Below are 25,420 nucleotides of genomic sequence, written 5' to 3' on the forward strand. Positions count from 1 at the left end.
CCATAGCTGGAGTCAACACGCTCTACCCCCTAGAATCGCCACCACGTTTAAAGGAGACGACTTCATGCTGATGGTGATTTCCCCAGCCAAGACCCTCGATTACGAAACACCGCCGGCGACCCAGCGCTTTACTCAGCCGCAATACCTTGACCATTCCCAAGAGCTGATCCAGCAATTGCGCGAGTTGAGCCCGGCGCAGATCAGCGAGTTGATGCATGTCTCCGACAAGATCGGCGGCCTCAACGCCGCGCGTTTCGGCAGCTGGACGCCCGCCTTCACCCCGGAAAATGCCAAACAGGCATTGCTCGCCTTCAAGGGCGACGTTTACACCGGGCTGAATGCGCAAACCTTCAGTGAAGCCGACTTCGATTACGCTCAACAACATTTGCGCATGCTCTCCGGACTCTACGGCCTGCTGCGCCCACTCGACCTGATGCAACCCTATCGTCTGGAAATGGGCACCAAACTGGCTAACGCGCGCGGCAAGGATTTGTACGCCTTCTGGGGCACGCGAATCAGCGAATGGTTGAACGAAGCCTTGGCCGATCAGGGTGATAACGTGCTGCTGAACCTGGCGTCCAACGAGTACTTCTCGGCCGTCAAACGCAGCGCCTTGAAGGCCCGCATCATTAATACCGAGTTCAAGGATCTGAAAAACGGCCAATACAAGATCATCAGCTTTTACGCGAAAAAGGCTCGCGGCATGATGAGCCGCTTTGTCATTGACGAGCGTATCGATGACTCCGCGGGACTCAAGCAGTTCGATGTTCAGGGCTACCGCTACAGCACCGGGCACTCCACGCCGGACAACCTGGTATTCCTGCGCGACCACGCACCGGAGTAGCGCACCCTGTTAGCGCACTGCAACTCAAACTTGGTAGTGCGCCTTCGTTAAACTGTCCAACAACTTCCGCTACTGTTTGCCAAGCTCTTGGCGCCAATTAAACAACAACTACTTATCTAACTTTTATTTCACTCGACATCTTTCGAGTTTTTTTGTGCTGGCACGAAAAAATTTTTTTGATAGTGGCACAAAAATATCTCACACCTCTAAACCCCTGTTTACAAAGGCTGCGACGGATGTGCCAGCATTTTGAAACCACCGCCATACAGTTCAATATTTCAAAAAATTTCGAATTTCGCGATGGGCGGCCAGGAACTATGTCTACACTCGCAGCTCATACCACCGGTACCGATTATCTCTGAACATGTACGAGATAACTTACGCAGGGCTGAAACCCACATAGCAAAGTTGTCACAATAACTTTGGCTAAATGAGCTCTGCCTCGGGCACCGCCGGCTGACTCGCAGGATTGCACCACTGTCACCCCCTGCACAGCCGAGGCGACATTTTGACAGCGTGCTTTTCAGAGCACCTAACCGCTTGATTTTTGGGCGATGGGCCTGACGTCGAGCGAGCAGGATTTTTGCACAAAGGACCTCAGGCCAGAGGATCCAGCTGCATAACAGGGCAAGTCATAACAATAAGGCCTAGTTGCGCACATCTTGAGTGCATTTATTTGGACACTCGGAACTTAGATGCCTGCACACGGCACCGTGGCGCTTGCTTGCCACACTTCCGAGTGCGCTATGACCACTGGACACCATAACTTCAGCCATCTAATGGCTTGTTGAAAACAGTCTTGATTTCGATTAACGAGAGGTAAATGCGATGCGCATCAGCATATTTGGTTTGGGTTACGTGGGTGCAGTATGTGCCGGTTGCCTGTCTGCTCGGGGCCATGACGTCGTAGGCGTGGATGTTGCCAAAGACAAGATCGACATGATCAACTCCGGCAAATCGCCAATCGTTGAACCGGGTCTGGGCGAACTTCTGGCGAAAGGTATCGATACCGGCAAACTGCGCGGTACGACCAACTTCGCCGAAGCGATCCGCGACACCGACGTGTCGATGATTTGCGTTGGTACGCCGAGCAAGAAGAACGGCGATCTGGAACTGAACTACATCGAGGCCGTGTGCCGCGAGATCGGTTTTGTTCTGCGTGACAAGACCACCCGCCACACCATCGTGGTTCGCAGCACCGTGCTGCCGGGCACCGTCGCAAACGTCGTCATCCCGATTCTCGAAGATTGCTCGGGCAAGAAGGCAGGCGTTGATTTCGGCGTAGCCGTCAACCCTGAATTCCTGCGCGAAAGCACCGCGATTGCTGACTACGATCATCCTCCGATGACCGTTATCGGCGAGTTCGACACTGCATCCGGTGACGTTCTGCAAGCGCTGTACGAAGAGCTCGACGCACCGGTCATCCGCAAGGACATCGCTGTTGCCGAGATGATCAAGTACACCTGCAACGTATGGCACGCCACCAAGGTGACCTTCGCCAACGAGATCGGCAACATCGCCAAAGCTTGCGGCGTCGATGGTCGTGAAGTGATGGAAGTGGTCTGCCAGGACAAGCAACTGAACCTGTCGCAGTACTACATGCGCCCTGGTTTCGCCTTCGGCGGCTCTTGCCTGCCAAAAGACGTACGCGCCCTGACCTACCGCGCTGGCGCTCTGGATGTGGAATCGCCGCTGCTGAGCTCGCTGATGCGCAGCAACGAATCCCAGGTGCAGAACGCGTTCGACATCGTTTCCAGCCACGACAAGCGCAAAGTTGCCCTGCTGGGCCTGAGCTTCAAGGCCGGTACCGATGACCTGCGCGAAAGCCCGCTGGTTGATCTGGCAGAAATGCTGATCGGCAAAGGCTACGACCTGAGCATCTACGACGCCAACGTTGAATACGCCCGCGTTCACGGTGCGAACAAGGATTACATCGAGTCGAAGATTCCTCACGTCTCGTCCTTGCTCAACTCCAACTTCGATGAAGTGATCAACAACTCCGACGTGATCATCCTTGGCAACCGGGACGAGAAATTCCGCGCCCTGGCGCAGAACGCTCCGGAAGGCAAGCAAGTGATCGACCTGGTCGGTTTCATGTCTAAAGCCACCAGTGTGAGTGGCCGGACTGAAGGCATCTGCTGGTAACCGGCAGGTTGTAAGCGCTTCGCGCTGATCGCCAGCGAGCCGGCTCCTACAGACCAACTCAGTTCTGTAGGAGCCGGCTTGCGGGCGGTAGCGTCCCCAAGGACGCCACAACCTTCGGCATTTTACGCCTGCCTTAACCCCATCGGGCCAGCCCACAGGCTCGCCCGAGATCGAGACGGATGCAGATTATGCACAGGCTAAAGCACGGCCTACTACAGGCCGCCGGTTGGCTGTTTTACCTGATTTTGTTAATGGGCCTCGCCATGGCGTTGCCTATGTCCACGTTCGACTCTCAGTCGAAGGACTTCATTTTTCTGATCGGTATCGTCGGTATCTGGCGCTACTCGATGGGTGCCACGCACTTTCTGCGCGGCATGCTGTTTCTGTACGTGGTCTACCCGCACCTGCGGCGCAAAGTGCGCAAGCTGGGTAAAGCGGCAGACCCGTCGCACGTGTTCCTGATGGTCACCAGTTTCCGTATCGATGCCCTGACCACCGCGCAGGTGTACAGCTCGGTGATTCGTGAAGCGATCGATTGCGGCCTGCCAACCACGGTGGTGTGCTCGATCGTGGAAATGTCCGATGAACTGCTGGTGAAAAGCCTGTGGTCGCGGATGAATCCACCGGAGCGCGTCAAGCTCGACTTCGTGCGCATTCCTGGCACCGGCAAACGCGATGGCCTGGCTTACGGCTTCCGCGCGATCTCGCGGCACATGCCCGACGACCGCGCTGTTGTGGCTGTGGTCGATGGCGACACCGTGCTCGCTGAAGGCGTCGTGCTCAAGACCGTGCCGTGGTTCCAGATGTTCGGCAACGTCGGCGGCCTGACCACCAACGAGTTCTGCGAAGTGCGCGGCGGCTACATCATGAGCGAGTGGCACAAACTGCGCTTCGCTCAACGCCACATCAACATGTGCTCGATGGCTTTGTCCAAACGCGTCCTGACCATGACCGGCCGGATGTCGGTATTCCGCGCCACCGTGGTGACCAACCCGGACTTCATCGCCGACGTTGAGAGCGACTCGCTGCAGCACTGGCGCCTGGGCCGCTTCAAGTTCCTGACCGGTGACGACAAGTCGAGCTGGTTCAGTCTGATGCGCCTGGGCTACGACACGTTTTACGTGCCGGACGCGGCGATCCACACCGTGGAACACCCGCCGGAAAAAAGCTTCATCAAGGCCAGTCGCAAACTGATGTTCCGCTGGTACGGCAACAACCTGCGCCAGAACGCTCGCGCGCTGGGCCTGGGTGTTAAACGTCTGGGTATGTTCACCTCGGTGGTGCTGTTCGATCAGCGCGTTTCGATGTGGACCTCGCTGCTGGGCCTGACTGTGGCAATCATCGCCACCTTCAAGTACGGCACCGCGTTCATCCTGGTTTACTTGCTGTGGATCGGCATCACCCGCCTGATCCTGACCCTGTTGCTGGCCTGCTCCGGTCACACGATCGGCCCGGCCTACCCGGCGATTCTCTATTACAACCAGATCGTTGGCGCGCTGGTGAAGATCTACGTCTTCTTCCGCCTCGACCAACAATCATGGACTCGCCAACCCACAACCCTGACCCGTGATCTCGCCAGCTTTCAACGTTGGTTCAACACCTGGTCGTCTCGGACCATGACCTTCTCCGCCGGCAGCATCTTTGTCGCCGTCCTGCTGATGATGGTCTGACCGCCCCTTATTGAATTAACAAGGAAATTGCCCCTATGAATACCGCCGTCAACGCTAACGTAGTGCACGAATCAGAAGCCCAGCGCCAGCACGCCCGAGTGAAAATTCCGGCCAAGCTGCGTTTCTTCGGTCCTGACCGGACGCCGCTTGAAGCCAAAGTGCTCGACCTTTCCGCCGGTGGCCTGGCGTTCAACGCCGGTCAGCTACCGCTGAAAGAGGGCGATGTGCACAAGGCGCGTCTGCAATTCGTGATTGATAACCTTGGCCTGGCCATGGACGTCGAATTGCAGGTTCGTTCCATTGACCGCCCGACCGGTCGTGTCGGTTGCCAGTTCCAGAACCTGGAGCCGCAGGACATTTCGACCCTGCGCCACCTGATCACTTCGCACTTGGCCGGCGACGTCGTCAGCGTAGGTGAAGTGCTGGCGACTCTGCAGCGCGACAACTTCACCAAGGCGCGCAAGGTCAAGGACGGCGGCCACGGCATGAGCGCGTTCGGTCGTCTGCGTGCAGTGACCTTCAGCCTGGCGATTTTCCTGGTCGGTCTGGCAGCGTTCGGCTTCATTTTCAAATCGGTGTACGGCATGTACTTCGTCAGCCACGCTCAGGCCGGTCTGGTCAGCGTGCCGGGCATGAACATCACCATGCCGCGTGACGGCACCGTGCAAAGCCTGGTGAAAACTGATGGCGTTGCGGCCAAAGGCGCCCCGCTGGCGACCTTCAGCACCAGCATGCTCGACGTGCTCAAAGGCCATCTGAACGAAGATCAGTTGAAACCAGCCAATGTCGAAGACCTGTTCGGCAAGCAAATGACCGGCACCCTGACTTCGCCGTGCGATTGCACCGTGGCGCAGCAGCTGGTCGCCGATGGTCAATACGCCAGCAAGGGTGACGTGATCTTCCAACTGGTACCGCGCAACAGCGAAGCCAACGTTGAAGCCCGCTTCACCTACCGTCAGTTCGCCGACGTGCGTCCAGGCTCTGCGGTCAGCTTCCAGATCGCCGGCGAAGACACCGTCCGCACCGGCAAAATCGTCAGCAGCACCAGCCTGAAAAGCGCCGACCTGTCTTCCGACATCCGCGTCCTGATCCAGCCGGACGAGCCACTGGACAGCAAGTTCGCCGGTCGCCCGGTTGAAGTGAACAGCGACCGCGGCCCTAACCTGAACTGGCTGATCGACAAAGCCATGGCTTCCGGTCTTTAAGTCGAGGACATGCCTGTGACGATTCCATTTATCCTCAGAACACCGCAATCCCTGTGGGAGCGAGCCTGCTCGCGATGGGATCGGCGCGATCTGTCTGAAGCATCTGCGCGCGTGAATCGCCAGCAGACTGGCGTCCACAAAGGTTATGCGTTGTGTGCAGTGGCGTTGGCCGTCAGCCTGGCCGGTTGCGCCGGTCTGCCCGACCAGCGTTTGGCCAACGAAGCCCTCAAGCGCGGCGACACCGCGCTGGCGGCGCAGAATTATCAGCAACTGGCCGACCTCGGTTACAGCGAGGCCCAAGTGGGCCTGGCCGATATCCAGGTCGACAGTCGTGACCCGGCGCAGATGAAACAGGCTGAGGCGACTTACCGCGCTGCGGCCAGCGTTTCGCCGCGGGCCCAGGCTCGCCTGGGTCGTCTGCTGGTGGCCAAGCCCGGTTCCACCGAAGCCGAACAGCACGAAGCCGAAGGCCTGTTGAAGAAAGCCTCGGCCGCAGGCGAAGGCAACACGCTGATCCCGCTGGCGATGCTCTACCTGCAATACCCGCACAGTTTCCCCAACGTCAACGCACAACAGCAGATCAGCCAATGGCGCGCTGAAGGCAAGCCGGAAGCAGGTCTGGCTCAGGTGCTGCTCTATCGCACCCAGGGCACTTACGACCAGCATCTGGACGAAGTCGAAACCATCTGCAAAGCCGCGTTGAACAGCACCGACATCTGCTACGTCGAACTGGCCACGGTTTACCAGAAACAAGGCAAACCGGAGCAGCAAGCCGAGTTGATCAAGCAGATGCAGGCCGGCTACAGCCGCGGCACCGTTTCCGCGCAACGCGTGGACAGTGTCGCGCGCGTGCTGGGCGACGCCACCCTGGGCAAGACCGACGAAAAAACTGCCCAGGCGCTGCTGGAAGACATTGCTCCGGGTAACCCCGCTTCGTGGGTGAGCCTGGCGCAATTGCTCTACGACTTCCCTGAACTGGGCGATGTCGATCAGATGATGAAGTACCTCGACAACGGCCGGGCTGCGGACCAACCGCGCGCTGAACTGTTGCTTGGCAAGCTGTACTACGAAGGCAAAATGGTACCGGCGGACGCCAACCAGGCCGTAGCTCATTTCCAGAAAGCCGTTGGCCGCGAAGTGGCCGCCGATTACTACCTCGGCCAAATCTATCGTCGCGGTTACCTGGGTCAGGTCTATCCGCAAAAAGCGCTGGATCATTTGCTGACCGCTGCACGCAATGGTCAGAACAGCGCCGACTTTGCTCTCGCCCAGTTGTTTTCCCAAGGCCGTGGCACCAAGCCCAATCCGCTGAATGCCTACGTCTTCAGCCAATTGGCCAAGGCCAAGAACACCCCGCAGGCCACCGAGCTTGCACTAACACTTGAAGCCCAATTGCCGCCTGCCCAACGTGCCGAGGCCCAACGCCTGTTGAAACAAGAACAGGCCATTCGTGGCACCTCGAGCCAGAACACGCTGGAACTGCACGCCCTGAAAGAAGAAGAAGGCGAGGAAGCCCTATGAAGTTGAACCCATTTGTGAAGGCCGGTATCGGCCTGACGTGCGCTTTGCTGTGGTCGTGCCCGACCCTGGCGGCATTGACCGAATCCAAAAATTTCGGTCTGGATGTGAAAATCACCGGCCAGTCCGAAGACGACCGTGACCTTGGCACCGCCAGCGGCGGCGACGTCAGCGGCGTCGGCCTTGACCTGCGTCCATGGATTTACGGCGAACGTGGTGCGTGGAGCGCCTACGCGATGGGTCAGGCTGTCACGTCGACCGATATCATCGAAACCGACACCTTGCAGCAGTCTGACGACAGTGCCACCCAGGCCACTCAAAACAGCGATCGCGAGACCAAGAAAAACTACTTGGCCATGCGTGAATTCTGGATTGGCTACCGCGGCCTCACCCCGTACCCGGGCGAGCAGTTGAAGCTGGGTCGCCAACGCCTGCGCAATGACGACGGCCAATGGCGCGACACTAACATCGAAGCCCTGAACTGGACCTTCGACACCACCCTGTTGCGCGCCAACGTCGGTGTTGCCGAACGCTTCAGCGAATACCGCACAGACCTCAAAGAGCTGTCGCCGCAAGACGAAGATCGCCTGCACCTCTACGCCGATGCCGCCTATCAATGGATGCCGGGCAATTGGGTCGGCATTCGCGGTCATCAAACCTATGATGACGGCAAGCTCGACTACCCGGAACCGGGTGTTGCTGGTGATTCGCTGGACAAGAAACAGAACGGTGACATCAGCTGGCTCGGCCTCACCGCCGACAGCGATGCTTACAACTACCGCAACACCAACACCCTCAATTACTGGGGCAGCATCACCGGCATGAATGGTGACACCGATACGGTCAATGCGCTGAACGCTGATGGCACGCGCCCGACCGAAGCCAAACGTGGTGAAGATCTCAACGGCTGGGCCACTGATATCGGCGTACGTTTGCGCCTCGATCCGCAATGGCAAGTCGGCGCTGCCTATGCCCGCGCCAGCGCTGAATACCAACAGAACGGCCTGGAAAGCAACCGCTCGAACTATACCGGCACTCGCTCGCGGGTTCACCGTTTCGGCGAAGCCTTCCGCGGCGAAATGAACAACATGCAAACCGCGACGCTGTTCGGTTCGTGGATGCTCAACGACGATTACGACGCCAGCCTGGTCTACCACAAGTTCTGGCGTGTCGACGGCAACAAGCCGGTCGGCAGCAATGGCATCAACGCCGTCGAGAACAACACCGATCCAACCGGCGCGATTCTCTCGACCTCGTCGCTGCCGCTGCAGGATGGCGAAAAAGACCTCGGTCAGGAAGTGGACCTGGTGGTCACCAAGTACTTCAAGCAAGGCCTGCTGCCAGCCGCATTGAGCCAGTCGATCGATGAGCCTTCGGCCCTCGTGCGCTTCCGTGGCGGTGTGTTCAAGCCGGGCGATGCTTATGGCAAAGAAGTCGATTCGTACATGCACCGCGCGTTTGTCGACGTGATTTGGCGCTTCTGATGCAAACCGCGAAGGGAGTTCCTCACATGAACAGACCAAAGAGAGGCTCGTTGACCTTGCTGGCCGGCGCCATGCTGCTGGCAAGCTCGGCCGCCTTCGCCAAAGTGGAGCCGGCGAAGCCGGTTACCATGGCAAAAGAACTGCAAGAGGCCAAGACGTACACCGTCAGCAGCGCTCCGACTGCGCCGCTGGACTTGGCGAAACCGGTCATGCCCGATATCACGGGCTACACCGACCAGGCCATCGCCGCGAAGATCGTTCGCACCAAGGTCGGCAAGGTCAGTGTGCGTCGGATGATGCAGGAAAACGCGCTCAAGGATTTCATCGGCGGTGACAACAAGATGGCCGAATGGGTAGTGCGTCAGCACGGCATCCCGCAGGCGATCTTCATCGACGACGGCTACATGAACCTCAAGGACCTCGTAAAGAAGGTGCCCAAGCAGTACCTCAGCGAAACCTCGCCCGGTGTATTCCTGGCGAAGTTGCCGATTGTAGTCGGCCAGAAAGGTATCCTTGAAATCGACAAGCAGACTCAGGAACTGCGCCTGTCCGAAGAGGCCGGCTCATTCCTGGTCAACGACGGCCAGCTGTTTGTGCGTGATACCAAAATCACTGGCTGGCGTGAAAAGGCCAACGGCCCGGCGACGTTCAAGTCGGCGAATGCTTTCCGTCCGTTTCTGCTGTCCTGGGGTGGTACCGAGACCTACATCTCCAACAGCAAGATGGCCAGCTTCGGCTACGCCAACAGTAAGTCCTACGGCGTCAGTATTTCCCAATACACGCCGAACATGGCCAAGGTGCTCAAGCGTCCTGACCCGAGCGGCTGGATCATCGATTCCGAGTTCTCGGACATGTGGTATGGCTTCTACTGCTACGAAACCCGCGACTTTATCGTCAAGGGCAACACCTACAAAGACAACATCGTGTACGGCATTGACCCGCATGACCGTTCCCACGGTCTGATCATTGCCGACAACACCGTTTACGGGACCAAGAAGAAGCACGGGATCATTATTTCCCGTGAGGTCAACGACAGCTTCATCTTCAACAACCGCAGCTACGACAACAAGTTGTCAGGCCTGGTGATCGACCGTAACAGCGTGAACAACATCATTGCCTACAACGAGATCTACAAGAACCACACGGACGGCATCACGCTCTACGAGAGTGGTGACAACCTGCTGTACGGCAACAAAGTGATCAGCAACCGTCGCCACGGTATCCGGGTTCGTAACAGCGTAAACATTCGCCTTTACGAAAACCTCTCCATGGCCAACGGCCTGACTGGCGTTTACGGCCACATCAAAGACCTGAGCGACACCGACCGCGACTTCAAGCTCGATCCGTTCGATGCCCAGGTGTCGTTGATCATCGTTGGCGGCGAACTGGCCGGCAACGGCAGCGGCCCGCTGTCCATCGACTCACCCTTGAGTGTCGAGTTGTATCGCGTGTCCATGCTCGCTCCGACCAAATCCAGTGGCATCAGTTTCACCGGGATTCTTGGCGAGCGTCAGGACGAAATTCTTGACCTGCTGGTGCGCCAGCAGAAAGCCGTGCTGATCGACCCTGTCGAACGCCAGACCGACCTGCAGGACTGAGGATAATTTTATGCACCCACACTTGATCAAATTACTCAGCCTGTCGGCCCTGACCGCCGGGATTCTCGCGGCCAGCACCGGCGCTCGCGCGGATGAAGTCCAGGCGCCGAAATTCACGGCTGAGCCGTGCTGCAACCTGTGCCCGGCCGCCCACGACGCGAAGAATTACACCACGCGTTATCAGCAGAACTTCACCACGCTGGTGCAGGCTCAGGGCGACTGGCTGTTCCGTACCCAGGAAGACTTGCGCACCGAGTTCAATACCACGCCCGAAGGCTACAAACGCATGCAACAGTTGCACGATGCGTTCAAGAGCAAAGGCGTAGAACTGGTGTTGGTTTACCAGCCGACCCGTGGTCTGGTGAACCGCGACAAGCTTAATCCTCAGGACAAGGCTGCCTTTGATTTCGACAAGGCACTGAAGAACTACAAAACCATGCTCGGCCGCTTGGCCGCCATGGGTTATGTCGTGCCGGACCTGTCGCCATTGACCAACGAATCGCTGCCAGAAACCCTGCCCGCCCACGACTTCTACTTCCGTGGCGACCAGCACTGGACGCCTTACGGTGCTCAGCGCACGGCGAAAATCGTCGGTGAAAAGGTCAAGCAGCTTCCGGCCTTCGCTGACATTCCCAAGCGTGAATTCGAGACCCACAAGTCGGGTCGCATGGGCAAGACCGGAACATTGCACAACATGGCTGGTCAACTCTGTGGCACCAGCTACGCGGTCCAGTACATGGACCAGTTCACCACAGAACCAAAAGGCGAGGCCGGCGACGGCGACCTGTTCAGTGATTCCGGCAATCCGGAAATCACCCTGGTCGGCACCAGCCACAGCGGCAAGAACTACAACTTCGCCGGTTTCCTCCAGGAGGCCATCGGCGCTGACATCCTTAACGTGGCGTTCCCCGGCGGTGGCCTGTCAGGTTCGATGCTGCAGTACCTGGGCAGTGAAGAATTCCAGACCAAGCCGCCGAAGATTCTGATCTGGGAATTCTCGCCGCTTTACCCCCTCGACCAGGAAAACATGTACCGCCAGGTGATGGCGCTGCTGGATAACGGCTGCGAGGGTAAGGATGCTCAACTGACCGCCAGCAAGACTTTGAAACCGGGCAAGAACGAAGTGATGGTCAACAGCAACAACCTGAACCTGCAAAACGGCAATCATCAGCTCGACATCCGTTTCGCCGATACATCGGTGAAAACCTTGCAAGCCACCCTCTGGTACATGAACGGTCGCCATGAGGACATCAAGCTGGAAAAACCGGAAACCTCCGAAACTGACGGGCGTTTCGCCTTTGAGATGCGTACGGACACCGACTGGGCCTCGCAGAACCTGCTGGCTGTCGAAATCCAGGGCCCGCAACCGGGTGCCGCACCTCAGAAAGTCGAAGCGAAAATCTGCAAACGCAACGTATTCCCGGGCGCTGGGCTGAAAACCGCTCAGGCCGGGCAATGAGGCAACTATGCAAACCCGAACTTTGAAAAGATTGCTCGCGCCCTCCCTGCTGACGCTGGCGATGTTCGCCGGCGCCACTCAGGCCGCCGCGCCACTGCGCCCGCCACAGGGTTACTTTGCGCCGATCGAGAAAGTCAAAACCGGCGACCACAAGGACAGCTGTGACGCGACGCCGACGCCGTACACCGGTTCGCTGGAATTTCGCAGCAAATACGAAGGTTCCGACAAGGCTCGTTCGACCCTGAACAAGCAGTCGGAAAAAGCCTTCCGCGAGAGCACCGCCGACATTACCAAAATAGAGCGCGGCACCAGCAAGCGCGTCATGCAGTTCATGCGCGACGGTCGCCCGGAACAGCTCGAATGCACGCTGAACTGGTTGACCACCTGGGCCAAGGCCGATGCGTTGATGTCCAAGGAGTTCAACCACACCGGCAAGTCCATGCGCAAGTGGGCGCTGGGCAGCATGGCGTCTGCGTACATCCGCTTGAAGTTTTCGGAATCGCATCCATTGGCGAACCGTCAGCAGGAATCGCAGCTGATCGAAGCCTGGTTCAGCAAGATGGGCGATCAGGTGGTCAGCGACTGGGACAACCTGCCGTTGGAAAAAACCAACAACCATTCGTACTGGGCCGCCTGGTCGGTGATGGCAACGTCGATCGCCACCAACCGTCGTGACCTGTTCGACTGGGCCGTGAAGGAATACAAGGTTGGCGTCAATCAGGTCGATGCCGAGGGTTACCTGCCGAACGAACTGAAACGCCAGCAACGCGCCCTCGCCTACCACAACTACTCGTTGCCGCCGCTGGCAATGATCGCCAGTTTTGCTCAGGTCAATGGTGTGGATCTGCGTCAGGAAAACAACGGCGCACTGAAACGTCTGGGCGAGCGTGTGCTCTCCGGCGTTGAAGACCCGGATGATTTCGAGAAGAAAAACGGCGAGAAACAGGACATGACCGACTTGAAAGTCGACTCTAAATTCTCCTGGCTCGAACCGTACTGCACGCTCTACACCTGCTCGCCGGACGTGCTGAAAATGAAACACGAGATGCAGCCCTTCAAAACCTTCCGCCTGGGGGGTGACCTGACCAAGGTCTACGACCCGGCGAGTGAGAAAGGCAAAGGTTCCTGACGCCGAACACGAATCCCATGTGGGGGTGAGCCTGCTCGCGATTGCGGTCTGATATCCAGCAATGATGTCGACTGATACACCGCCATCGCGAGCAGGCTCGCTCCCACAGGGTCAGTGCAAGTCTGGAGTGTTTTGAGTTAACCCCCCGGTTTTACGGTGGGGGGTTTGGGGGGGCTGCGGCCCTTGACTGTTGGTTAAAACTGGAGAGATCGGGATGGTATTTTCATCCAACGTGTTCCTGTTTCTGTTCTTGCCGATCTTTCTCGGCATGTACTACTTGAGCGGAATACGCTATCGCAATCTGCTGCTGCTGCTGGCCAGCTACGTGTTCTACGCCTGGTGGCGAGTGGACTTTCTTGCGCTGTTCGCAGCCGTCACGCTGTGGAACTACTGGATCGGTCTGAAGGTTGGCGCCGCTGGCGTGCGGACCAAACCGGCACAGCGCTGGCTGCTGCTCGGCGTGGGCGTCGACCTGTGCATTCTCGGCTACTTCAAGTACGCCAACTTCGGCGTCGACAGCATCAACGCGATGATGACCTCGGTCGGCCTGTCGCCGTTCATCCTGACTCACGTGCTGTTGCCGATCGGTATCTCGTTCTACATCTTCGAGTCCATCAGCTACATCATCGACGTCTACCGCGGTGACACGCCGGCAACGCGCAACCTGATCGACTTCGCTGCATTCGTCGCGATCTTCCCGCACTTGATTGCCGGCCCGGTTCTGCGTTTCCGCGACCTCGCCGACCAGTTCAACAACCGCACCCACACCGTCGACAAGTTCTCCGAGGGCTGCACGCGGTTCATGCAGGGTTTCATCAAAAAGGTCTTCATCGCTGACACCCTCGCGGTGGTGGCCGACCATTGCTTCGCCCTGGAGAACCCGACCACGGGCGACGCCTGGCTGGGCGCCCTGGCCTACACCGCGCAACTGTATTTCGACTTCTCCGGCTACAGCGACATGGCCATCGGCCTGGGCTTGATGATGGGTTTCCGTTTCATGGAAAACTTCAAACAGCCGTACATCAGCCAGTCGATCACCGAGTTCTGGCGTCGCTGGCACATCAGCCTCTCCACCTGGCTGCGTGACTACCTGTACATCACGCTGGGCGGTAACCGTAAAGGGACGCTGATGACCTATCGCAACCTGTTCCTGACCATGTTGCTTGGTGGTCTGTGGCATGGCGCGAACATCACTTATGTGATCTGGGGCGCCTGGCACGGCATGTGGCTGGCGATTGAAAAAGCCGTCGGCCTGAACACATCGCCGCGCAGCATCAACCCGATCCGCTGGGCCTTCACTTTCCTCTTGGTGGTGATGGGCTGGGTAATCTTCCGCGCAGAAAACCTGCACGTCGCCGGCCGTATGTATGGCGCGATGTTCAGCTTCGACCAATGGTCGCTGTCGGAACTCACTCAGGCCAACCTCACCGGCCTGCAAGTGGCGACGATGTTCGTGGCGTACGCCACCCTGGCGTTCTTCGGCATTCGTGATTTCTACAGCAATCGGCCGCCGGTCAAGAGCACCGCGGACGTCAAGGTCGAGGCCGATGGCCCTGCCACTGCGACGCCTGGGATGATCAAAGCCGTACCGGGCGATAACCCGGCCAGCATTCACGAACCGGGCTACACCGTTGGCGTTGAAGCCACCGTGCAGCCGGCTTACTGGACTGCAGATTGGTCGCGTTATGTGATGCGCACGCTGGTACTGGTGCTGTTCATCGCCTCGATTTTCAAACTCTCGGCGCAAAGCTTCTCGCCGTTCCTTTACTTCCAGTTCTGAGGGATCTGAACATGACCCGCTCATTACGCCTCTTCTACATCGCCCTGTTCATGGTGACGCTGGTTGTCCTCGGCCTGTGGTCGACACGCAGCTTCTTCGGCTTCAGTACCAACGCCGATGCGACCGTGCTCAACGGTCGCTGGGCCAAGGCCGTCGAGACGCATTACGACGAAGAGTTTCCGATCAAACGTCTGGGCACCAACCTCTGGGCTGCGCTGGATTACAAGCTGTTCAACGAAGGTCGTCCGGGCGTCGTGCTCGGTCACGATCAGTGGTTGTTCAGCGACGAAGAATTTGATCCGATTGTTAACGAAGAATTGAACCTGCAAGGCAATTACGCGCTCGTAGAAGGCGTCCGTCAGGAACTGAAAAACAAAGGCGTGAAACTGGTGATGGCGATCCTGCCGGCCAAGACTCGCTTGTACCCGGAACACTTGGGCGACGTGAAGCCTTCGAGCATTCACGCCAATCTTTACCAAGACTTCCACGCTCATGTGGCGGCCAACAAGATCATCGCCCCTGACCTGCTTGTCCCGCTGCAACAGGGCAAGCTCAACGGTCAGCAAGTGTTCCTGCGCACCGACACTCACTGGACTCCGGACGGCGCACAAATCGCCGCTCAGACCTTGGCTAAAACCATTGCCGAACAAACCCCTCTCAGTGGCGAGCCGCAACGCTTTGTCACCGAGCAGGTAGAGGAAGTAACTCACAAAGGTGACCTGCGTCTGTTTCTGCCGCTGGACCCGCTGTTTGAAAACATGATGCCGCCCACCGAGCCGTTGCAGAAGCGCAACACAGTGCTTGCCGAGGGTCAGGCCATTGGCGATGACGCGATGTTCGCCGACACCGAAGTGCCCGTAGCACTGATCGGCACAAGCTACAGCGCCAACCCGAACTGGAACTTCGTCGGAGCGCTGAAAGAAGCGCTGCACAGCGATGTGGTGAATTACGCCGAAGACGGCCACGGCCCGATTCAGCCAATGCTCAGTTACCTGAAAAGCGATGCTTTCAAGGATAGCCCGCCACAGGTGCTGATCTGGGAGTTCCCTGAACGTTATCTGCCTGTGAACAACGATATCGGCGACGCCGACCCGAATTGGGTCGCAGAGCTCAAAGAAGCTGGAGCGCGCCAACAAAACGTAGCCGCAAACACAAAATCCGAGACGCCCGACCGGGCGCAAAACTGAAAGAGAGGTACTTACATGACTTTCACTACTACTCCTCGCCGTCTCGCCAAGACCTTCGCACTCGTTGCAGGCATGAGCGTGTTGTCCCTGCAAGCCTTCGCCGGCGATGCAGCACTTTACGGCCCGACCGCACCGAAAGGCTCAAGCTTTGTACGTGTCTACAACGCTGCCAACGCTGAAGTCAGCGCTACTGTCGGCAGCACCAACCTGGCCGACGTCGCGCCGCTGTCCAGCACCGACTTCAGCTTCATGCCGGGCGGCGACTACAGCGCCAAAGTCGGTAGCCAGACCCTGCCGGTGAAACTCGCAGGCGACCACTATTACACCCTGGTCAACAACGCCAGCGGCGCGCCGCAACTGATCGAAGAGCCACCGTTCCGGAACAAGCAGAAATCCCTGGTTCGCGTACAGAACCTGAGCGACAAGGCACTGACACTGAAGACCGCAGATGGCAAGACCGAAGTGGTCAAGACCGTCGCTGCCAAGGGCCGTGGCGAGCGTGAGATCAACCCGGTGAAGGTCAGCCTGGCGCTTTACGATGGCGAGAAAAAAGTCAGCGACCTGAAGCCAGTTGCCCTGGAACGTGGTGAGGCCGCCGTGCTTTACGTTACCGGCACCGGCAGCAGCCTGTCGCCAGTCTGGGTAAAACGCCCGGTTTCGACGCGCTAACAAATTTGCCCGGTTGACCCGGCTCCATAGGGGAGCCGGCCTGCCGGCGATGCAGGCAACTCGATTTTACAGCTGCACCGAGGTGATGCAATCGCTAGCTGGCTAGCTCCCACAAGGGCTGAGGTGTCAGTCGGGCGACGAGACAAAAACAAGAGTGAAACGACAGAACGCAGTAGCTCTAACCCATATGATTTTCGAGGAGTAACAAACATGATTCCGGTGATCTTGTCAGGTGGTAGTGGCTCACGTCTTTGGCCGCTTTCCCGTAAGCAATTCCCTAAGCAATTCCTCGCCCTGACCGGCGAACACACGTTGTTCCAGCAAACCCTGGAACGCCTGGTGTTTGAAGGCATGGACACCCCGATCGTGGTCTGCAACAAGGACCACCGGTTCATCGTCAACGAGCAGCTGAGCGCCCGCAAACTGCAGACCCAGCGCATCCTGATGGAACCGTTCGGTCGCAACACTGCGCCTGCCGTCGCCCTGACCGCGATGATGCTGGTCAACGAAGGTCGTGACGAGCTGATGCTGGTGCTGCCGGCTGACCACGTTCTCGAAGACCAGAAAGCCCTGCAACGCGCGCTGGCCCTGGCCACCGTTGCTGCGGAAAACGGCGAAATGGTGCTGTTCGGCGTCCCGGCGACCAAACCGGAAACCGGTTACGGCTACATCAAGTCGACCAACGATTCGCTGTTGCCGGAAGGCGTCAGCCGTGTTTCCCACTTCGTTGAAAAACCAGACGTGAAGCGCGCTACTGAATACGTCCAGTCCGGCGGTTACTTCTGGAACAGCGGCATGTTCCTGTTCCGCGCCAGCCGCTTCCTCGAAGAGCTGAAAAAACACGATCCGGATATCTACGACACCTGCCTGCTGACGCTCGAGCGCAGCCAACAGGACGCCGACACGGTGACCATCGACGAAGCGACTTTCGCTTGCTGCCCGGACAACTCCATTGACTATTCCGTGATGGAAAAAACCCAGCGCGCCTGCGTTGTGCCATTGACTGCAGGCTGGAGCGATGTCGGCTGCTGGTCGTCGCTGTGGGAAGTGAACCCCAAAGACGAAAACGGCAACGTCACCAAAGGCGACGTGATCATTCAGGACAGCAAAAACTGCATGATCCACGGCAACGGCAAACTGGTGTCGGTGATCGGTCTGGAAAACATCGTCGTCGTTGAAACCAAGGACGCCATGATGATCGCGCACAAGGACAAGGTCCAAGGCGTGAAACAGATGGTCAACACCCTCAACGAAATGGGCCGCACCGAAACCCAGAACCACTGCGAAGTCTATCGTCCGTGGGGCTCCTACGACTCGGTTGACATGGGCGGCCGCTTCCAGGTCAAGCACATCTCGGTAAAACCGGGCGCGTGCCTGTCCCTGCAGATGCACCACCACCGCGCCGAACACTGGATCGTGGTCAGCGGCACCGCTGAAGTAACCTGCGACGAAAACGTGTTCCTGCTGTGTGAAAACCAGTCGACGTACATCCCGATCGCTTCGGTTCACCGTCTGCGCAACCCGGGCAAGATCCCGTTGGAAATCATTGAAGTCCAGTCGGGCAGCTACCTCGGTGAAGACGATATCGAGCGCTTTGAAGATATCTACGGCCGGTCCACGCCGATCGAACGTGGCGTATCGGTGAAAACCATCGCGCAGTAAGCGTTAAGCAAAAAAGAAGCCCCTGCTCAGCCCATTGCGATCCCCCATCCGCAGTGGTTTGGGTGGGGGCTTTTTTCTGCCCAAGGAAATTGCTCGGTGTGCTTGGGAAGTTTAAGGCGCGCTCACTTCAGATAACTTTTGTAGTGGGCCATTCGCTCATCAACATAACTTTCAGGAAGAAGATGACTTCCTCTCTGCGCCCCTTCTCCATTAACGTAGTCCACCCCTATATATTCATTTTCTCTCGAATATACCTGGACATACGTTTTAGGCTTTTTTTGTATCCACTCAAAAAACTGGCGATCCTCCTGATTTGACTTGTTCAAAACCGGAAAAGTCATAGCACTATGTTGCTCCAACAAAGCTCCGTCAACGGCGTATTTCGGGTCCGCGTTTGCACCCGCCTGCTCGAATATCGTGCCTATGCCAAATTGCCCATGATCTGCCGTATGAGCCAGAGGAAAGAAAGGCCACGCGTCCGCGACAACCAGTTCACTTCTTGGTGTACCACGAGGATCGCCAATCACGACAAAAGAATGATCTATGTCATTAGCAGCGCCCACCCGAAAAACGGGCCTCTTCGTCTCGGTACTTGCTAGCAAATGAAAATTGACTGAAGCGTGCTCACCACAATTACCTACACCGTATTCTTGAATCGAAGATAGAGAAGCGTAAGCGGAAGGGTCAGGCCGAACCAAACTCATTACCAAATTCAAGTTTTCACCTGTACGCCACAAGTCGAGCCTTTGATTCTCTGAACCCTTGTAAATTATAGACTTGGTAATCAAATTCGAAAGTTGGGCGTCTTTGAGACTTATAAAAATTTCATCTGAAACATTCACTAACCTAGAGGATTTTTTCCTTGGATCGGGGTACCTGGCCGGATTTCTGCTCGGCCTGATCCATCCGCCGTAGAGACCCAAGGCATTTTCCTGGGAGTTAGTTAAATTACCGACATCAATTGCGTCCAATCCATCAGCATCAATAAATCGCAATGGGTTCCCGCTTATAAAAGCAAAGACGTTCAAACCATCAATCGTTCCAGCAGGATCTGGATTCAACCACCGTTGCACCCAAGGCACGTAAAAGCGGAACCCATAGTAATAAAGCCCTGTCGCGTCCTGTTCTTTGCCTGAATATCGAACCGTCTTGTAACTGACCTGCACCGCCTCCCCGTTCGACCACGCCGTGCCGCCAAACGGGTAATACCGTTCCTGAGTGATGACGTTGGCGTCCTGATCCAGCTCCAGCGTGCTCGACCCCAAGTGATCAGTCAGGCTGTAGCGCTTCTGGTTATTGGGGATGTCTTTCGGTTTTCCTGCTTTCCAATGCAACACCCGAACACTGCCGCGCCCGGTCGACACTTCAATGACGTGCAGTTCCTCACCGGTGCCGCTGTGGGTGCGGATTTCCAGGCCGGGCAGATATCTGGTTTCGATGAGGTTAGTTTGTGAGCCCATTTTCGATGAACGGACTTTGCGCACGCGCATGCCGTCGGCGCCGTACTCATACCTTTCGATATCGTCGTCGACTCCGTTGCGTTCGACCGGGCGCACTTCTCGTAACTGATTGCGCACGTCCCAACTCAAAGTCTGCCCCGGCTGCAATTGAAGCAAGTTACCGTTGGCGTCGAAGCTGTTCAGGAAATCCTGCTCCGAGGGTTCAACGCCATCACGCACCGGCAGGCAACGATTGCTGTGCGCCTCGGCAACCAGGCGGTGGCCGGGATCCTGCGCGCCGAGATGGGTCAGTTCGAGCAGGTTGTTGCCGGCGTCATAGCGGTAGGTTTGGCGGTAGTTGCAGGGCATTGCGGGATCGGCGGATTGAGATGCTGACGCGCCATGTTTCACGGCACCGGCCTCCCAACCTGTGGCTTGGACTAATCGGTACAGCGTGTCGTAACGATAACGACTGATCGGCTCGATACGCTGGTTGGCGAAATAGCGGATTGGCAGCGCGGCGTCTTCGATGCTCAGTACATTGCCGACCGGGTCGTAGGTGTATCGCAGGTTCTGCAGCGTACCTTTGGTATCGAGGCAGGACAGCAAACGTTTTAGTCGCCCGTCTTCGGGACCATATTCGAGAGTGGTGATCACGCCGTTGCCGGCGACTTCCTTTTCGACCTGGCCGTGGGCGTTGTAGGCAATGGAGCGCATTATTGGCAGCCATTCTAGCGTGCCGTCCAAGCGCACTTCAGCGGCACGCAATGAGCCACCGACGGTTTGATGAAATCGCTGCTGGTTGCCTCGGGCGTCTGTGACGGAGATCAACTCACCTGGTGGATTGAATTGTGAGTGTGTAATGAAGCCCTCCATCTTTTGAGCGCAAAGACGCCGCTCCTGCTCAAGTGCTGCGCCATTCAATCCATAATCGTTAAACAGCAAAACACCCGCTGAATCCTCATGACGGATCAATCGGCCGCACTGGTTGTGGTCGGCAAATGCCTGATCGTTGGCCGCGTAAGTCAAACGCTCGGCAATTACCGGACCGCCTCCTGCGGCTTGCTCGTATAACTCGCACAGGCGCAATTGCTTGTCGTATTGCATCCAGCGCTGCGAACACCGGCCATCCCATTCATGCGCTGATTGCCCTGCTTCGCCAGCCAGACTCAAACGCATTCCGGCGTCTACGCTGTTCGATGCCAAGATCGCTTTTGACAACGAATAAATGTTGATCAAATTGGCTGCGGCCGACGCGCACTCAAACACTCGGGGATCCCACTGCTCAAGTGTCCGCCCGGCCGCGTCATGAACGGTGCGATCAACCCGAATTTCTGCATCGTCAGCGGGACCTGCCCGGTAGTAGTGAACTGAGCGCGCGATCAGACCGCGCGGGTCGCTTACCGTCAGCGTCGGGGTAGCGCTGTGAGCCTGCAACTGATCTGGCATCGCGAGTTCCGCCATTTTCTGAATTACACTTGTGTTATGCGGCTATGTAGCCTGAGTAACTTTTAACGCGATCCCGAACAAATTTTTCCGGGAGCTCATTAAAGTGGCCATTCCGCCCCTCCGACATATAGTCCATGCTTCGATAATCGCTCTGCGTTGAAAACGACTGCAGCCACATTTTGGGCCGAGCAACTATCTCAGCCATTCTCTCTGCAGGTGGTGTATCTGGAAACACGACTTTAGAGTTGACTATAAGGAACCGGTCATCTAGCTGATATTTAGGGTCCGCATCAGCAGAAGCACTATCGAGAATATTCCCTATTTCAAATTCTCCGATGTCTGCAAGGTGAGCTTGCGGAAAAACAGCCCAAGGATCGACTATCACCAGCTTGTCCAGTGACAACTCGCGATAGTCACCTATGACATTAAACTTATGATTGACACCACGCCCGGCACTTACTCTGAATATCGGCTCTTTAGTTTGAGCACTTGCTAAAATATTAAAGCTTACGCAAGAGTGCTCAGTACAATTGCCCACCCCCGCTACCAGGATTGCAGCCAACCGATTGTTTTCTGATTTTACACGTCGCACCACACCGAGGCTTTTTAATAAAGATCCCGTTGGTTTACGCGCCCTCCAAAGATCAATTACCTGATTTGGAGCACCGTCCACAATGAACATTTTAGTCACCAAGTTCGTAGTATGGGCGTGTTGCAAGGAAGCAAAAATATCTGCGTCAACCTCCTCATGAACGGTGAAAGGTGCAGTATCAAACTCGATTCCGGCCTCGTACAATTCCAAAGCGGGCGCACGCTGAGGCCCATCCAGCCCTATAGTTTTACGCTGGTCAGACGTGAGCGCATTGATATCAATTCCTTTTGCACCTCGATGATCGATATATCTCAGAGGATTGCCATTAACAAAAGAAAAAACGTTTGCCCCATCTTTATACCCGGCCGGGTCAGGATTTAACCATCGCCATAACCACTGTGCGTAATACCTAAGTCCGTAGTGATAAAATCCTGTCGCGCCCTGCTCTTTCCCTGAATACCTGGCCGTTTTGTAACTAACCTGCACCGTTTCCCCATTCGACCAAGCCGTACCGCCAAATGGGTAATAACGTTCCTGAGTGATGATGTTAGCGCCCTGATCCAGCTCCAGCGTGCTGGATCCCAAATGATCCGTCAGGTTGTAGCGTTGCTGGTTGTTGGGGATGCCTGTTGGTGGTTCTGATTTCCAGTGCAACACCCGAACACTGCCCCGCCCGGTCTGTACTTCAATGAGGTGCAGCTCCTCACCGGTGCCGCTGTGAGTGCGGATTTGCAAGCAGGGCAGATAACGGGTTTCGATAATGTTGGTTTGGGTATGGGTTTGCAGTGAGCGGATTTTGCGCACGCGCATGCCATCGGCACCGTATTCATACCTTTCGATATCGTCGTCGACACCGTTGCGTTCCACCGGGCGCACTTCGCGCAACTGGTTGCGCATGTTCCAATTCAACGTCTGCCCCGGCTGCAATTGAAGCAAGTTTCCATTGGCATCGAAACCGTTTCGAAAATCGTTTTCTGTAGGTTCCACACCGTTAAGCGCCGGCAGACAACGATTGCTGTGGGCCTCAGCAACCAAGCGATGGCCGGGATCCTGCGCGCCGAGATGGGTCAGTTCGAGCAGGTTGTTGCCGGCGTCATAGCGGTAGGTTTGACGGTAGTTGCAGGGCATTGCGGGATCGACGGTCTGGGATGCTGACGGACCATGTTTGACGGCGCTGGCCTCCCAACCCGTGGCTTCGACCAATCGGTACAGCGTGTCGTAACGATAACGACTGATCGGCTCGATACGCTGGTTGGCGAAAAAGCGAATCGGCAGCGCGGCGTCTTCGATGCTCAGCACATTGCCGACCGGGTCGTAGATGTAACGGAGATCCTGAAGGGGAGCATTGTCATCGAGGCGGGACAGCAAACGTTTTAGCCGTCCATCTTCGGGGCCATATTCAAGAGTGGTGATCACGCCATTGCCGGCAACTTCTTGTTCGACCAGGCCGTGAGCGTTGTAGGCAGTGGTGCGCACTATTGGCAGAAATTCGGGGGAGTAGTTCAAGCGCAAATCCACAGCGCGTAATGTACCATCGAGGGTTTGATGAAACCGTTGTTCATTGCCTCGGGCGTCTGTTTGAGCGCGCAATTCGCCTGATGGACTGAAACGTGAGCGCGTTACATAACGGTCAGTTTTTTGCGAGGTAAAACGCCGCTCCTGCTCAATTGCTGCGCCGTTCAATCCATAATCATTGAACAGCAAAACACCCGCTGGATCCTCATGACGGATCAGTCGACCGCACTGGTTATGGTCGACAAATGCCAGATCGTTACCCGCGTAAGTCAAACGCTCGGCGCAAATCGCATCGCCTTCTGCCGCTTGCTCGTATAACTCGCGCAGGCGCAATTGTTCGTCGTGGTGCATCCAGCGCTGCGAGCCGCGGCCATCCCAACCCTGCACCGGTTGCCCCGCCTCGCCAAGCAGATTGGTACGCAGCCCGGCGTCTACGCTGCTTGAAGCCAAAATAGCGCCGGACAGCGAGTAGATATTGCTCAAGTTAGACGGACCCGACCCAAGCACCAACAACCGCGGATCCCACAATTCAATCGCACGTCCTGCCGCATCATGGACGGTGCGATCAACCCGAGGTTGCGCGGTGCCAGCAGCGCCGGCACAGTCGTATTGCACAGCGCGCGCGACCATCCCGCGCGGGTCGATCACCGCTAAAGTCGGGGTATTGTCGTGTATGGTCTGCAGATACAGCATCGGGTATTCCACCCTTTTTATGAGCTAACACCCAAATCGCCGGCGTGCCTACTGTCACAAGTTACAGTGCCGACCGTTAGATCGGATCGCTTGCCTTTCGATAGCTGTTTTGGTCGAACAGGCCTTGCGATAATTGAGTAGGTGAGCGCAGCCACCAATTACGGCTTATTAGTGATCTGCACCATGCTGTTCAAGGCTTTGATTTGCACCACGCGATCCAAAACATACGTTATCGGCAGCTGATTAAATCGCCCACTTGGAAAACTCTCTCCATGATAATCAATGCCAAGCGAGTCCTCATTAGTAGAAAAGTAAACGGTGTGGGCGTCCATTCTCCAAATGTCTTTAAGACGCGCCTGTGACCAGTTTTCCTCAAATACGATCTGACTGTGCTCAATCAGCTTTGCATCATCTATTGCGTACCAACGGTGAGAACCGGCGGTCGCAGACTCCAAGGTATCTCCAATTTCGTATCTGCCTACCTCTGCGGTATGCGCGCCGGGAAATGTTGGCCACGCGTCCGCGATCACAATTTTCTCCAGAGGGAGTTCACGATGGTCCCCTATGACCACAAACTCGTGATCCACATCCTTGGCGGCTGAAACCCGAAAAACTGGATATTCGGTTTTGACGCTAGCCAGAAGATTGAAATTTATCCGCGAATGTTCGTGACAATTACCAACCCCACCATCAATAGCTCCTTGTACACGGTTAAACCAGCGACCGCGGCTCTCGCGAAGCTTCCGGGCCACCTCTAGAGGCTCCTGGCGTGCTCTCCATATATCGACGGCCTGATTTGCAGCTCCATCCACCAGTAACATTTTGGTTACCAGGTTAGCTACATGCGCCGCCTTGAGCGATCTCATCGTCTTGTCGTCTACTTGCATGAGCCTGCCGAATGGCCGGGCCCCGCCCGCTGAATCAAATAATTTATCGGCGGCTGACACCTGCACTGCATCCAGGCCTACCGCACCACCCTGCTCCGGGGTCAGTGCGTTCACGTCGATTTCGACTTGGCCGTGAAGATCCCTGTATTTCATCGGATTGCCCCGAACAAACCCGAAGAGGTTGGAACCTGCCGCGTAACCGGCAGGATCCGGATTCAACCAGCGTTGCCACCGTTCAATGTAATAACGTAGACCGTAGTAATAAAGCCCGGTCGCGTCCCGCTCTTTTCCCGAATAACGCACTATCTTGTAACTGACCTGTACCGCCTCCCCGTTCGACCACGCCGTGCCGCCAAACGGGTAATAGTGTTCCTGGGTGATGATGTTGGCGTGCTCATCCAGCTCCAGTGCGCTCGACCCCAAATGGTCAGTCAGGGTGTAACGTTGCTGGTTGTTGGAGATGCCTGGCGGTTTTCCTGCCTTCCAATGCAACAC

General features: G+C 56.8%; 16 protein-coding genes. 13 read left to right on the forward strand and 3 right to left on the reverse strand.

The window, feature by feature from the left end; genetic code table 11:
* The first annotated feature begins 64 nt into the window (after positions 1 to 64).
* The 13 genes from yaaA (at position 65) to DU29_RS0121525 (ending at position 18,350) form a co-directional block, all read left to right on the forward strand.
* On the forward strand, positions 65 to 844 hold the full coding sequence (gene yaaA, locus DU29_RS0121465; RefSeq protein WP_028623544.1) for a peroxide stress protein YaaA: 780 nt from the start codon (positions 65 to 67) through the stop codon (positions 842 to 844).
* Between the two features lie 828 nt (positions 845 to 1,672).
* Positions 1,673 to 2,989, forward strand: a complete 1,317-nt coding sequence (locus DU29_RS0121470; protein ID WP_028623545.1) for a nucleotide sugar dehydrogenase — start codon at positions 1,673 to 1,675, stop codon at positions 2,987 to 2,989.
* 188 nt (positions 2,990 to 3,177) lie between these two features.
* Positions 3,178 to 4,659: a mannuronan synthase gene (alg8, locus tag DU29_RS0121475; protein WP_442961322.1), complete on the forward strand. Its 1,482-nt coding sequence runs from the start codon at positions 3,178 to 3,180 to the stop codon at positions 4,657 to 4,659.
* 35 nt (positions 4,660 to 4,694) lie between these two features.
* Positions 4,695 to 5,864, forward strand: coding sequence for an alginate biosynthesis protein Alg44 (locus tag DU29_RS0121480; protein ID WP_028623547.1), 1,170 nt, complete (start codon positions 4,695 to 4,697; stop codon positions 5,862 to 5,864).
* A gap of 15 nt (positions 5,865 to 5,879) precedes the next feature.
* Positions 5,880 to 7,385 carry an alginate biosynthesis TPR repeat lipoprotein AlgK gene (gene algK / locus DU29_RS0121485; RefSeq protein WP_028623548.1) on the forward strand — a complete coding sequence of 502 codons (1,506 nt, stop codon included), beginning with the start codon at positions 5,880 to 5,882 and terminating at the stop codon, positions 7,383 to 7,385.
* Positions 7,382 to 8,866: an alginate export family protein gene (locus tag DU29_RS0121490; RefSeq protein ID WP_028623549.1), complete on the forward strand. Its 1,485-nt coding sequence runs from the start codon at positions 7,382 to 7,384 to the stop codon at positions 8,864 to 8,866. Before algK ends, DU29_RS0121490 begins: the two co-directional genes overlap by 4 nt.
* Before the next feature lie 26 nt (positions 8,867 to 8,892).
* The gene (gene algG / locus DU29_RS0121495; protein ID WP_028623550.1) at positions 8,893 to 10,464 is read left to right on the forward strand and encodes a mannuronan 5-epimerase AlgG; all 1,572 of its coding nucleotides are present in this window, start codon (positions 8,893 to 8,895) and stop codon (positions 10,462 to 10,464) included.
* Between the two features lie 10 nt (positions 10,465 to 10,474).
* Positions 10,475 to 11,923, forward strand: coding sequence for an alginate O-acetyltransferase (locus DU29_RS0121500; protein WP_028623551.1), 1,449 nt, complete (start codon positions 10,475 to 10,477; stop codon positions 11,921 to 11,923).
* A 7-nt stretch (positions 11,924 to 11,930) separates the two neighbouring features.
* Positions 11,931 to 13,052 carry a mannuronate-specific alginate lyase gene (locus DU29_RS0121505; protein ID WP_028623552.1) on the forward strand — a complete coding sequence of 374 codons (1,122 nt, stop codon included), beginning with the start codon at positions 11,931 to 11,933 and terminating at the stop codon, positions 13,050 to 13,052.
* Between the two features lie 214 nt (positions 13,053 to 13,266).
* On the forward strand, positions 13,267 to 14,832 hold the full coding sequence (locus DU29_RS0121510) for an MBOAT family O-acyltransferase (RefSeq protein ID WP_028623553.1): 1,566 nt from the start codon (positions 13,267 to 13,269) through the stop codon (positions 14,830 to 14,832).
* 11 nt (positions 14,833 to 14,843) lie between these two features.
* The gene (locus tag DU29_RS0121515; RefSeq protein ID WP_028623554.1) at positions 14,844 to 16,019 is read left to right on the forward strand and encodes an alginate O-acetyltransferase; all 1,176 of its coding nucleotides are present in this window, start codon (positions 14,844 to 14,846) and stop codon (positions 16,017 to 16,019) included.
* A gap of 15 nt (positions 16,020 to 16,034) precedes the next feature.
* Positions 16,035 to 16,688: an alginate O-acetyltransferase AlgF gene (locus DU29_RS0121520; RefSeq protein ID WP_028623555.1), complete on the forward strand. Its 654-nt coding sequence runs from the start codon at positions 16,035 to 16,037 to the stop codon at positions 16,686 to 16,688.
* A gap of 210 nt (positions 16,689 to 16,898) precedes the next feature.
* Positions 16,899 to 18,350: a mannose-1-phosphate guanylyltransferase/mannose-6-phosphate isomerase gene (locus DU29_RS0121525; protein ID WP_028623556.1), complete on the forward strand. Its 1,452-nt coding sequence runs from the start codon at positions 16,899 to 16,901 to the stop codon at positions 18,348 to 18,350.
* A 122-nt stretch (positions 18,351 to 18,472) separates the two neighbouring features.
* On the opposite strand, the gene DU29_RS01000000130305 is transcribed toward DU29_RS0121525, so the two are convergent.
* The 3 genes from DU29_RS01000000130305 to DU29_RS0121540 all read right to left on the reverse strand — a co-directional run.
* Entirely contained in the window at positions 18,473 to 21,238 is a 2,766-nt protein-coding gene (locus tag DU29_RS01000000130305) for an RHS repeat domain-containing protein (RefSeq protein WP_050483155.1), read from the reverse strand.
* 34 nt (positions 21,239 to 21,272) lie between these two features.
* Complete coding sequence (locus tag DU29_RS01000000130310) at positions 21,273 to 24,038, reverse strand: RHS repeat domain-containing protein (protein ID WP_050483156.1); 2,766 nt, start codon at positions 24,036 to 24,038, stop codon at positions 21,273 to 21,275.
* 158 nt (positions 24,039 to 24,196) lie between these two features.
* On the reverse strand, positions 24,197 to 25,420 hold a 1,224-nt coding region (locus tag DU29_RS0121540), incomplete at its 5' end, for an RHS repeat domain-containing protein (protein WP_028623557.1).

Source organism: Pseudomonas sp. Ant30-3, from assembly GCF_000690905.1.
Taxonomy (GTDB): domain Bacteria; phylum Pseudomonadota; class Gammaproteobacteria; order Pseudomonadales; family Pseudomonadaceae; genus Aquipseudomonas.

What these genes read in the sequence shown, in the direction of transcription:
- yaaA (WP_028623544.1), top strand. Translation starts at nt 65, where the DNA reads ATGCTGATGGTGATTTCCCCAGCCAAGACCCTCGATTACGAAACACCG.
- DU29_RS0121470 (WP_028623545.1), top strand. Translation starts at nt 1,673, where the DNA reads ATGCGCATCAGCATATTTGGTTTGGGTTACGTGGGTGCAGTATGTGCC.
- alg8 (WP_442961322.1), top strand. Translation starts at nt 3,178, where the DNA reads ATGCACAGGCTAAAGCACGGCCTACTACAGGCCGCCGGTTGGCTGTTT.
- DU29_RS0121480 (WP_028623547.1), top strand. Translation starts at nt 4,695, where the DNA reads ATGAATACCGCCGTCAACGCTAACGTAGTGCACGAATCAGAAGCCCAG.
- DU29_RS0121490 (WP_028623549.1), top strand. Translation starts at nt 7,382, where the DNA reads ATGAAGTTGAACCCATTTGTGAAGGCCGGTATCGGCCTGACGTGCGCT.
- algG (WP_028623550.1), top strand. Translation starts at nt 8,893, where the DNA reads ATGAACAGACCAAAGAGAGGCTCGTTGACCTTGCTGGCCGGCGCCATG.
- DU29_RS0121500 (WP_028623551.1), top strand. Translation starts at nt 10,475, where the DNA reads ATGCACCCACACTTGATCAAATTACTCAGCCTGTCGGCCCTGACCGCC.
- DU29_RS0121505 (WP_028623552.1), top strand. Translation starts at nt 11,931, where the DNA reads ATGCAAACCCGAACTTTGAAAAGATTGCTCGCGCCCTCCCTGCTGACG.
- DU29_RS0121510 (WP_028623553.1), top strand. Translation starts at nt 13,267, where the DNA reads ATGGTATTTTCATCCAACGTGTTCCTGTTTCTGTTCTTGCCGATCTTT.
- DU29_RS0121515 (WP_028623554.1), top strand. Translation starts at nt 14,844, where the DNA reads ATGACCCGCTCATTACGCCTCTTCTACATCGCCCTGTTCATGGTGACG.
- DU29_RS0121520 (WP_028623555.1), top strand. Translation starts at nt 16,035, where the DNA reads ATGACTTTCACTACTACTCCTCGCCGTCTCGCCAAGACCTTCGCACTC.
- DU29_RS0121525 (WP_028623556.1), top strand. Translation starts at nt 16,899, where the DNA reads ATGATTCCGGTGATCTTGTCAGGTGGTAGTGGCTCACGTCTTTGGCCG.
- DU29_RS01000000130305 (WP_050483155.1), bottom strand. Translation starts at nt 21,238, where the DNA reads ATGCCAGATCAGTTGCAGGCTCACAGCGCTACCCCGACGCTGACGGTA.
- DU29_RS01000000130310 (WP_050483156.1), bottom strand. Translation starts at nt 24,038, where the DNA reads ATGCTGTATCTGCAGACCATACACGACAATACCCCGACTTTAGCGGTG.